Origin of the sequence: Marinitenerispora sediminis (assembly GCF_003336425.1) — a bacterium.
Taxonomy (GTDB): domain Bacteria; phylum Actinomycetota; class Actinomycetes; order Streptosporangiales; family Streptosporangiaceae; genus Marinitenerispora; species Marinitenerispora sediminis.
This window is the reverse complement of sequence record NZ_QEIO01000177.1, coordinates 1-9,426: the sequence shown is the minus strand read 5'-3', so window position 1 is coordinate 9,426 and position 9,426 is coordinate 1. Positions and strand designations below refer to the sequence as shown.

Here is a 9,426-nt window from a genome sequence, read left to right as displayed (position 1 = left end):
GCGCGGCGGCTGCTCGGCGACGCCGCTTCGCCCGACGACCCGCGGCGGGGCCGGGCGGTGGTGGGGCACCTGCTCCACCGCGCGGCGCGCGAGGGCCACACCGCCATCGAGGAGGCGCGGCTCGCCGGGGCGCTGCGTTCCATGGGCGTGCGCTCGCCCGACGACGCCATGACGGCCGCGCTGGACGACGGCGACGTGCTCGCCTTCGAGGTGTTCCCCGACTCCGGGGCGGAGGACTTCACCGGCGACGAGGCGCCCGAGATGCCGGAGCCGGACCGCCACTACGGGCTGGCCCGGGTCGGGCTGGCCGAACAGGACCTCGGTGAGGGGCTGGTCCGGCTGCTCGCCACCAGCGAGCCGATCATGGATTCCGCGACGGCGCGCGAGACCGTGGAGGCGCTCGGCGCACGTCTGGGGGTGGAGATCGCGCCGGAGACCGCCGCCGCGCTGGTGACGCTGGCCCTGCGCGGGGTCTGCGTGCTGACGCACGGCCCGGCGGCCATGGCCGCGGTCGGCCAGGTGGTCGCCGGGGCCGCGGCGATCGCGGCGGACAGCGAGGTCGGTGTCGCGGTCGCCGCCCCCACGGCCCGCGCCGCCGCGGCGCTGCGCGCGGTGCTGCCCGGCGACGCCCCCGAGGTGGTCTCGCTGGCACGGCTGCTGGAGACGGGTGCGGGCGGCGGGCACGGACGCGGCGCGGAGCGGCCGATCGAGGCGGGCCTGGTGGTGGTGGCCGGCGCCATGGCGCTGGACGTCGAGCAGGCGGCGGCGCTGGTGGACGCCTGCGCCGACGGCACCCACCTCGTGCTGCTCGCCGACCCGGCTCTGGCGCCGTCGGCGCTGCCCGGACAGGTGGCCGCGGACCTGGCCGCCTCGGGCACCGCGGCAGTGGCCGCGCTCCCGGACGCCCCTGATCCCGGCCCGGTCGCGCGGCTGGCCGCCGCGGTGGCCGACGGCGAACTGGCCCAGGTGGCCGCTCCCGGCCGCGAGGTCGTGGTGGTCCCGGCGGATTCGGCGGGCGAAGCGGCCCACCGCGCGGTCCAGCTGATCGCCGACTCCATTCCGCGCGCGCTTGGCATCGCCGCCGACGAGGTGCAGATCGTCACCGCCACCCGCGGCGGCGAGGCGGGAGCCGACGCGCTGAACGCCGCCTGCAAGGCGCGGCTCAACCCCGGCCCGGGCGCGTGGCACGGCTTCGATCCGGGCGATCGCGTCCTGTTCGCCGCCGCCGGCCCCGGCCACCTGGCGGGCGAGGTCGGCCGGCTCCGCGAGACGGGCGAGGACGGCGCGGTGGTGGAGCTGGCCGACGGGACGGCGGTGCCGGTTTCCGCGCCGGGCACCCTCCGGCACGGCTGGGCGATGACGATCGCCGCGGCCAACGGAACCGGCTGGCCGGCCGTGGTGGCGGTGCTTCCCCCCGAGGTGCGCTGGTCCCGCCCGCAGGTCTACACGGCGGTGACCCGCGCCGAGCGCCACCTGTCGATCGTGCACGCGGCCGGACCCGCGCTGGCGCAGGGGGTCCGGGAGGTTCCCACGGTCACGCGCTACACCCGGCTGGTGGACGTGCTGCGGGAGGGGTGACAGCTCGACTTCATGTCAACGCACCCCTGCGACGACCGCACCCCATCGCCGGTCCTCGCGTATGACCTTCACGTCGTAGGTCATCACCCGTCGAGCCGTCCCGTTCCGAAGATCGATTCCAGAGCCTCTTCACGTGGACGCGTCACAGTCCTGGGCACGTGCCCTGGGTGCCACGTCAGCATGAACTTCGCCTTGAACAGGATGGGCGCCCCGACTACCCGCTCCGTACCGCGATGCCGGCTCACGCTGCGATGTCGGCTTCGGGTGGGAGTGCAGGGCCGAGCAGCAGGCCCCCGTCCAGGACGAATTCCGAGCCCGTAGCGAAAGATGCGTCCTGGGAGGTGATGAAGAGCAACAGACGCGTGATCTCAGAGGGTTCGGCGAGGCGGGGGATGGCGAAGGGATCGGGCGAGTAGAAGTCGGCGATGGCCGGCTGGCCTGCGACGGTGGGTTCGTTGACCAGCGGTGTGGAGACGACGCCGGGGTGGATGGAGTTGACCCGGATGTTGTCCCGTCCCAGCTCCAGCGCGGCCGTCTTGGTCAGCCCGCGCACGGCCCACTTGCTGGCGGTGTAGGGGGCGTAGCACGCCGTGCCGACGTGAGCCATGGTCGAGGCGATGTTGACGATGGTTCCGCCACCGCCCCTCCGCATCGACGGAGCCACGGCCCTGATGCCGAGGAACTGGCCGGTGACGTTGACGCTGAAGGTGTGCTCCCAGGTACGGAGTTCGGTGTGCTCGATGGGGGCCGCCGGGTTCTGGACGCCCGCGTTGTTCACCAGGATGGTGATCGGCCCGAAGCGGCGTTCGGCTTCTCGCACCACCGCCGCCCAGTCGTCCTCGCTGGCGACGTCCAGGTGAACGGACAGAGCCCGATGACCGAGCTGAGCCGCGAGATCGCGGCCGGCGTCGTCGTCGCGGCCGGCAATGACGACGTTCGCCCCCTCGGCGTGGTAGCCCTGCACATGACTGCTGCCCATCCCCCCGCTGCCGCCCGTGACGATGGCGGTCTGGCCCTCGAAGCGTCCCATGATGCTTCCTTCCAGACGTGCATTAATGGCGAGCCGAGTGACTCATCTTCCCTCTCAAGGTAAGGGCCGGACTGCGGGCGAGTCAAGTGACTCACCTCGTAACGAGAGGCATACTGGAGGGCATGACGGCACAGCCTTCGGAATACCACCGGCGCGTGGCAGCGCAGAAGCGGACGTCCATCATCGAGGCAGCGACGAAGCTGTTCCTCGACTCCGGCTACGACGGCACCTCGCTGGCCCGCATCGCCGAGGCGGCCGGAGTGTCAAGGGCGACTCTGTTCAAGCAGTTCACCACCAAGGCGGCCCTGTTCGAGGCGATCGTCACCGAATACTGGAAGGCCGACGAGGAGGAGGCGCCCCTCCCCGAGCCAGGGAACCTCCGCGCAGGGCTGGAGACCATCGGACGCCGATACGTTGCGCTTCTCACCCAGCCAGGCATGGCCGCTCTCTTCCGCATCGTCATCGCCGAGGTGCCGCGCTTCCCGGAGCTCGGCGAGACCCAGTTCGAGCTCGGCAAGATGCCCTATTTCGAATCGGTCCGCCGCTACCTGGCGGCGGAGAACGCCGCTGGTACAGCCCGGCTTGACGATGCGGAGATGGCGGCGACCCAATTCCTCGGGATGATCTCCAACTACGTGTTCTGGCCGCGGATGCTGCTCGCACGCTGGGAGCCCGACGACTCCGCCATCACCAACGCGGTCGACCAAGCGGTGCTGACCATGCTCGCCCGATACGGCGCGCCGGGGACCCACGGCGCCTGAGACACCAGGTGCCTCCCCGCTCTGCGTCACCACCTGCTGCCTCCCGCACAGGCGGGCCCTCGACCCCGTCGAGTACACGGTCGCCCCACAGTGCCGGAGCTCCAGAGCACTAAACCCGGTCCAGGAATCCCCCGTCCACGACCAGGTTCGCCCCCGTGATGAAGCTCGCCGCCGGGCTGGCGAGGAACACCACCGCGCGCGCCACCTCCTCCGGCCGGCCGAGGCGGCCGTAGGGGATGCGCGACCGGATGGAGTGGTAGAACTCCGGCTGCTGCTCGCGGCGGCGGGCCCAGCCGCCGCCCTCGAACTCGATGGGGCCGGGAGAGACGGTGTTGACCCGGATGCCCTTCTCGGGCAGCGTGCGGGCGAGCGCGGCCAGGTGGTGGTTCACGGCCGCCTTGAGGGCCCCGTAGGCGCCCGGGCCGGACGGCGCGGTGACGTGCAGGGCGGAGGTGGTGGAGACGGCCACGATCGCGCCGCCGCGCTCGGAGGCCGCGAGGTGCCCTTCGGCCTGCTCCGCGATGCGCACCAGCGGCAGCAGGTCCGTGGCGAAGTTGCGCTCCCACTGGTCCGGTGTGGTGCTGCTGCCGCCGGAGACGTTGGAGACCACGGCATCGAGTCCGCCCAGCTCCGCGGCGGCGCGGTCGACGAATCCGCGCAGCCCCGCCTCGTCGGCGACGTCCAGCGGCTCGGCCAGCACCCGCCGGCCGGTGGCCCGCAGCTCCGCGGCGGCGCGCTCCAGCGGTTCGCGGGTGCGGGCGCAGACGGCCAGGTCAGCGCCCTCCTCGGCGAAGGCCTGCGCGATCGCCCGGCCGATGCCGCGGCTCGCTCCGGTGACGACGACCTTCGCTCCGTCGAGTCCGAGGTCCATAGTGCGTTCCTGCCTCTCTCAGCTCAGTCAGCGTCGGGCCGGCCCGGCCGGGGCCGGGCAGGACGGCGCGGGCGCCCCACGTCGTCGCGACGAGGGGCGCCCGCGGGGCCGGTCGGGGCCTGCTCAGGCACCCATGGCGTGGAAGCCGCCGTCAACGTGCACCAGCTCGCCGGTGGTGGCCGGGAACCAGTCCGACAGCAGCGCCACGACCGCGCGAGCGGCGGGCTCGGGGTCGGTGATGTCCCACCCGAGCGGCGCGCGCTGCGGCCACTCCTTGGCCAGCTCGTCGAACCCGGGGATGCTGCGCGCGGCCATCGTGCTCAGCGGGCCGGCGGAGACCAGGTTCACGCGCACCTTCTGGTCGCCGAGGTAGCGCGCGAGGTAGCGGGAGGTCGCCTCCAGGCCGGCCTTCGCGACGCCCATCCAGTCGTAGACGGGGTAGGCGACGGTGGCGTCGAAGTCCATGGCCACGACCGAGCCGCCGTTCTCCATCAGCGGGAGCACGGCCATGGTGAGGGCCTTCAGCGAGTAGGCGGAGGTGTGCAGCGCGGTGGCGACGTCCTGCCACTCGGTGTTGAGGAAGTTGCCGCCGAGCGCGTCCTGCGGGGTGAAGCCGATCGAGTGCACGATGCCGTCGATGCCGTCGACGTGCTCCCGGATCCGGTCGGCCAGGCTGTCGAGGTGCCCGGTGTCCGTCACGTCGAGCTCCAGCACCGGCGGGGCGTCCGGCAGCCGCTTGGCGATCCGCTCGACCAGGCTGAGCCGACCGTATCCGGTGAGCACCACCGTGGCACCCTGCTCCTGGCAGAGCCGGGCGACGTGGTAGGCGATCGAACTGTCGGTGATCACCCCGGTGACGAGGATGCGCTTGCCGTCGAGAATTCCCATGGAGTCTTTCGTCCTTGCTGCTACTAGAAAGGTGGCCGGTGCCGGGGCGGGCGCGGGTGGTCCGGGTTCTAGTGCCCCATGCCCAGTCCGCCGTCGACGGGGATGACCGCGCCGGTGATGTAGGCGGCGGAGTCGCTCGCGAGGAAGCCGACCGCCTTGGCGATCTCGTCCACCGAGCCGTACCGGCCCAGCGGCACGTTCTTCTTGATCTCGGCCTGCCGCTCCTCCGGCAGCGCGGCCGTCATGTCGGTCTCGATGAAGCCCGGGGCGACCACGTTCACGGTGATGTTGCGGGAGCCGAGTTCCCGGGCGAGCGAGCGCGCGAAACCGACCAGCCCGGCCTTGGAGGCGGCGTAGTTGGCCTGCCCGCCGGAGCCGAGCAGTCCGACCACCGAGGAGACGAGCACGATGCGGCCGCTGCGCTTGCGCATCATGCCGCGCACCGCGCGCTTGGCCACCCGGAAGGATCCGGTGAGGTTGGTGTCGAGGACGGAGGTGAAGTCGTCCTCGCTCATCAGGGCGAGCAGCTGGTCCTTCGTGATGCCGGCGTTGGCCACCAGCACCTCGACCGGGCCGTGCTCCTCCTCGACCTGCTTGAACGCGGCGTCCACCTGCGCGGAGTCGGTGATGTCGCAGTGCACGCCGAGCAGTCCTTCCGGCGGCTCCCCGGACCGGTACGTCACGGCGACGGCGTCACCGCCCCGCTGGAGTTCGCGGGCGATGGCGAGACCGATCCCCCGGCTGCCGCCGGTGACCAGTGCCGAGCGGGACATAGAGGGCACCTCCGAAGATGCTGCTGGGCAGCGAAGATCATAACGACCGTGTGGATCGCTCAGCAGGGTATCGAGCTACCAGCGGGTACCCCGAACCGAGTCCGCCCATCGGTCCGCGCCGGGGCCGTCCGCTCCCAGGTGGCGACGGTTTTGCGACCGGTTGGCCATGCCCTCGCCCACCGGCGGGGACACAGGGCGCGGGGCCGCGCGCGCCGGCCGCCGCACGGCGGTCGGCGGTCCCGGTGGCCCCTGTCCGCCGCACCGGGAGGCAGCCGTGTCGTCGAACACCCGAACCGAGCCGGGCAGCACCGGGCGCGGCTTCACGCCGGGGCCGGACGGGACCCTCCTCACCCCCGCGCGCGGCACGGCGGTGATCCGGGACCCGCTGCTGAACAAGGGGAGCGCGTTCACCGCCGAGGAGCGGGCGGAGCTGGGCCTGTCCGGGCTGCTGCCGCCGGCGGTCAGCAGCATCGGCGCGCAGGTGCGCCGGGTCTACGAGCAGTACCGCCGCCAACCGGACGACCTGCTGCGCAACGTCTACCTGGCGGCGCTGCGGGACCGCAACGAGGTGCTCTTCCACCGGCTGCTGGCCGACCACCTGACCGAGATGCTGCCGGTGGTCTACGACCCCACCATCGGGGCGGCGATCAGGCACTACAGCCACGAGTACCGGCGGCCGCGCGGGGTCTACCTGTCGGTCGACGACCCGGAGGGCGTCGACGCGGCGTTCGCGAACCTCGGGCTGGGGGCCGACGACGTTGACCTGGTGGTGGCCTCCGACGGAGAGATGATCCTCGGCATCGGCGACTGGGGGGTCGGCGGCGGCAGCGACATCGCGGCCGGCAAGCTCGCCGTGTACACCGCCGCCGCCGGCATCGACCCCGCCAGGGCGGTCCCCGTCGCGCTGGACGCCGGAACGGAGAACCAGGGGCTGCTCGACGACCCCTGCTACCTCGGGGTCCGGCACGGGCGGGTGCGGGGGCGGCGCTACGACGACTTCGTCGACGCGCTGGTCGCGGCGTTGACCCAGCGCTTCCCCGGCGCGCTGCTGCACTGGGAGGACTTCGGGCCGTCGAACGGCCGGCGCCTCCTCCAGCGCTACGCCGACCGGCTCCCGACGTTCAACGACGACCTCCAGGGCACCGGCGCCGTCACGCTGGCGGCCGTGCTGAGCGCGGTCCGGATCACGGGGACACCGCTGCGCGAGCAGCGGATCGCGGTCTTCGGCGCGGGCACCGCCGGCGTCGGAATCGCCGACCAGCTGCGGGACGCGATGGTCCGCGACGGCCTCGACCGCGAGGCGGCGACCCGCCGGATCTGGGCGGTCGACCGGCAGGGGCTGCTGGTCGAGGGCATGCCCGACCTGCGCGACTTCCAGGTGCCCTACGCCCGGCCGGCGGCCGAGGCGGGCGGCGGGAGCGCGGACGCGCCCGGCCTCGGGCTGGCCGAGGTCGTCGCCCGGGTGCGCCCGACGGTCCTCGTCGGCACGTCCACCGCGGCCGGCGCCTTCACCGAGGAGATCGTGCGGGAGATGGCCTCACACGTCGAGCGCCCGGTCGTGCTCCCGCTGTCCAACCCGACGGAGCGCATCGAGGCGATGCCCGCCGACCTGGTCCGCTGGACCGGCGGCCGGGCGCTGGTCGCCGCGGGCATCCCGGTGCCGCCGGTCCGCCACGGCGGCGTGGCCTACACCATCGGGCAGGCGAACAACGCGCTGGTCTATCCCGGGCTCGGCCTGGGCGCGGTGGTGGCGCGGGCCCGGCGGGTCACCGACGGCATGCTGCGGGCCGCCGCCGAGGCGGTCGCCGACCTGGCCGACCTCGGCCGCCCGGGCGCCGCGCTGCTGCCGCCCGTGGACGACCTCCGGGAGATCTCGGCGGCGGTCGCCGCCCGGGTGGCCGGGCAGGCCGGTCGGGAGGGGGTGGCGCGCGCCCCCGTCGACCAGGCGGACCGGCGGGTGCGGGAGGCGATGTGGCGTCCGGAGTACCAGCGGGTGCGGGCGGCCTGACGGTGCCCGCCGGCCCCTTCGGGCCGGTGGCCCGTGTGGCGGCAGGGCCCGCGGTTGCGCCAGACTCGTCCCGTCGCGTCGGTCACGGGGTGCGGGGAGATCGGTGGAGATCGCGGAACTGGTCCTGGAGTACATCCGCGTGCTGGTGTGGCCGGTGGTGGTGGTCGTGCTGGCGTTCCTGCTCCGGGACCGGCTGCGCGAGCTACTCACCCGCATGACGTCCGCGGAGGCCCTGGGCGCGCGCGCCGAGTTCGCCGTGAGCGCCGCGCTGGCGGACCAGGCGATCGACGGACTGGCGCGGTCCGGGGACGACGGGAGCGGCGGCTCCTGGAGCGCCGTCCCCGGGCCGGGGCCGGTCACGCCGGAACCGGAGGGGCCCTCAGCTGGCCTTCCGCTCCCGCCCCTGCCGGCCGAGTTCCCCTGGGACGCGGGGGCGGAGCGCTACGGGGTGCCGACGGCGCCTGCCCGCGAGCGGCCCTGGGAGGGCGGGCCGGAGCCGGCCCGGACCGCCCCCCAGAGCGCGCCGCTCCCGGACTCGCCTTCGCCCGGTGCCGACGAGCGGTCCGGCGGTGGCGAACCCGGCTGGTTGACGGGCTCGGGCCCGGTCCACGACGGCGCGCCGGCGGCCAAGCCGCGCCCGGCGGGTCCCGCCCGCGTGCAGCCGGCCGATCCGCGGAACGGCACCGGCGCCGCCCGGACCGCCTCCGCAGCGTGGCCCGAGGAGGACCGGCCGCCCGCGGCCGTCGAGCCGCCGCCCGCGCGCCGGGAGCCCCCCGACCAGAGCGTGCTGGCCCGGCACGTCGTGGGTCTCCGTGCGGCGCTGCGCCCCCTGGTCGCGGCGGGGGCGGCGATCGAATCGGCGCGGTCGGTGGACCGGGGGGACCCCGGGCAGCGGATACTCGACTGCTTCGACCGTGTGGAGGACGGGCTGGCGGAGGCGGCCCGCCGTCTGCCGGTGCCGGATCGGCGGCACCTCGGCGCGGCCGAGGCACTGCTCAGCCACCTCGACCGCGCCCGCCCGGGCACGCCGGCCGGCCACCTGGTCGGGCTCTACCGGCAGCTCGGACGGCAGGCGTCCATGGTCCGGACCGGCGCCTACCCGCCCACCGAGCGCGACGCCGCCGCCTTCGCCCGGCGGGCCCTGCTGCTGCTCAGCGACGCGCGCGCGGAGCTTCCGGCGGTGCCGCCCGGATGACCCCTCTCCGGCGGGCCGCCGGCTGAGCGGGCGGGTGCCGCGGTCCGAGGCCGCGGCCGCACGCCGGCGACGGCGCCTCCGCCCGCCACGGGCGCGCGTCCGGCTCCCGGCGCGGCCGACCGCGGTCGGCGCTTGCCACCGTCCGTCCGGTATGTCACCAACCTCAATGGTCAATACATCCTGGGGCGGCGGCAGGCCGCTCGGCGGCGCGGCGGGAGTGCCGACCTGTCCGGGGCCGGGCAGCGCGGGGCGCACACATCCACCCGGTCCCTCAGCGGGCGGGCTGGCGGAGGGGGCCGGCCGCTGAGGGACCGGGTGGATG

At 74.4% G+C, this 9,426-nt stretch carries 8 protein-coding genes; 4 read left to right on the top strand and 4 right to left on the bottom strand.

The window, feature by feature from the left end; all coding sequences use genetic code 11:
* The coding region (locus tag DEF28_RS23530) for an ATP-dependent DNA helicase (protein ID WP_114446230.1) at positions 1-1,578 on the top strand (1,578 nt) is incomplete at its 5' end.
* 241 nt (positions 1,579-1,819) lie between these two features.
* Here DEF28_RS23530 and DEF28_RS23525 read toward each other — a convergent pair.
* Positions 1,820-2,608: a glucose 1-dehydrogenase gene (locus tag DEF28_RS23525; protein ID WP_114396746.1), complete on the bottom strand. Its 789-nt coding sequence runs from the start codon at positions 2,606-2,608 to the stop codon at positions 1,820-1,822.
* A gap of 86 nt (positions 2,609-2,694) precedes the next feature.
* On the opposite strand from DEF28_RS23525, the gene DEF28_RS23520 reads away from it, so the two are divergent.
* Positions 2,695-3,369, top strand: a complete 675-nt coding sequence (locus DEF28_RS23520; protein ID WP_199493481.1) for a TetR/AcrR family transcriptional regulator — start codon at positions 2,695-2,697, stop codon at positions 3,367-3,369.
* A 109-nt stretch (positions 3,370-3,478) separates the two neighbouring features.
* Here DEF28_RS23520 and DEF28_RS23515 read toward each other — a convergent pair whose 3' ends face one another.
* From DEF28_RS23515 to fabG, 3 genes are all read right to left on the bottom strand, one after another.
* Positions 3,479-4,240: an SDR family NAD(P)-dependent oxidoreductase gene (locus tag DEF28_RS23515; RefSeq protein WP_114396744.1), complete on the bottom strand. Its 762-nt coding sequence runs from the start codon at positions 4,238-4,240 to the stop codon at positions 3,479-3,481.
* A 123-nt stretch (positions 4,241-4,363) separates the two neighbouring features.
* Positions 4,364-5,128, bottom strand: coding sequence for an enoyl-ACP reductase FabI (gene fabI, locus DEF28_RS23510; RefSeq protein ID WP_114396743.1), 765 nt, complete (start codon positions 5,126-5,128; stop codon positions 4,364-4,366).
* A 68-nt stretch (positions 5,129-5,196) separates the two neighbouring features.
* A complete protein-coding gene (gene fabG, locus DEF28_RS23505) occupies positions 5,197-5,901 on the bottom strand; it encodes a 3-oxoacyl-[acyl-carrier-protein] reductase (protein ID WP_114396742.1) in 705 nt (234 codons plus the stop codon).
* A gap of 274 nt (positions 5,902-6,175) precedes the next feature.
* Here fabG and DEF28_RS23500 point away from each other — a divergent pair, with 274 nt between their 5' ends.
* Both DEF28_RS23500 and DEF28_RS23495 read left to right on the top strand, forming a co-directional pair.
* The gene (locus tag DEF28_RS23500; RefSeq protein WP_233515501.1) at positions 6,176-7,909 is read left to right on the top strand and encodes an NAD-dependent malic enzyme; all 1,734 of its coding nucleotides are present in this window, start codon (positions 6,176-6,178) and stop codon (positions 7,907-7,909) included.
* Positions 7,910-8,012: 103 nt separating this feature from the next.
* A complete protein-coding gene (locus DEF28_RS23495) occupies positions 8,013-9,104 on the top strand; it encodes a hypothetical protein (protein WP_114396740.1) in 1,092 nt (363 codons plus the stop codon).
* Positions 9,105-9,426: the final 322 nt, after the last annotated feature.

Coding starts and splice junctions, on each gene's coding strand:
- DEF28_RS23525 (WP_114396746.1), bottom strand. CDS start 2,608: ATGGGACGCTTCGAGGGCCAGACCGCCATCGTCACGGGCGGCAGCGGG.
- DEF28_RS23515 (WP_114396744.1), bottom strand. CDS start 4,240: ATGGACCTCGGACTCGACGGAGCGAAGGTCGTCGTCACCGGAGCGAGC.
- fabI (WP_114396743.1), bottom strand. CDS start 5,128: ATGGGAATTCTCGACGGCAAGCGCATCCTCGTCACCGGGGTGATCACC.
- fabG (WP_114396742.1), bottom strand. CDS start 5,901: ATGTCCCGCTCGGCACTGGTCACCGGCGGCAGCCGGGGGATCGGTCTC.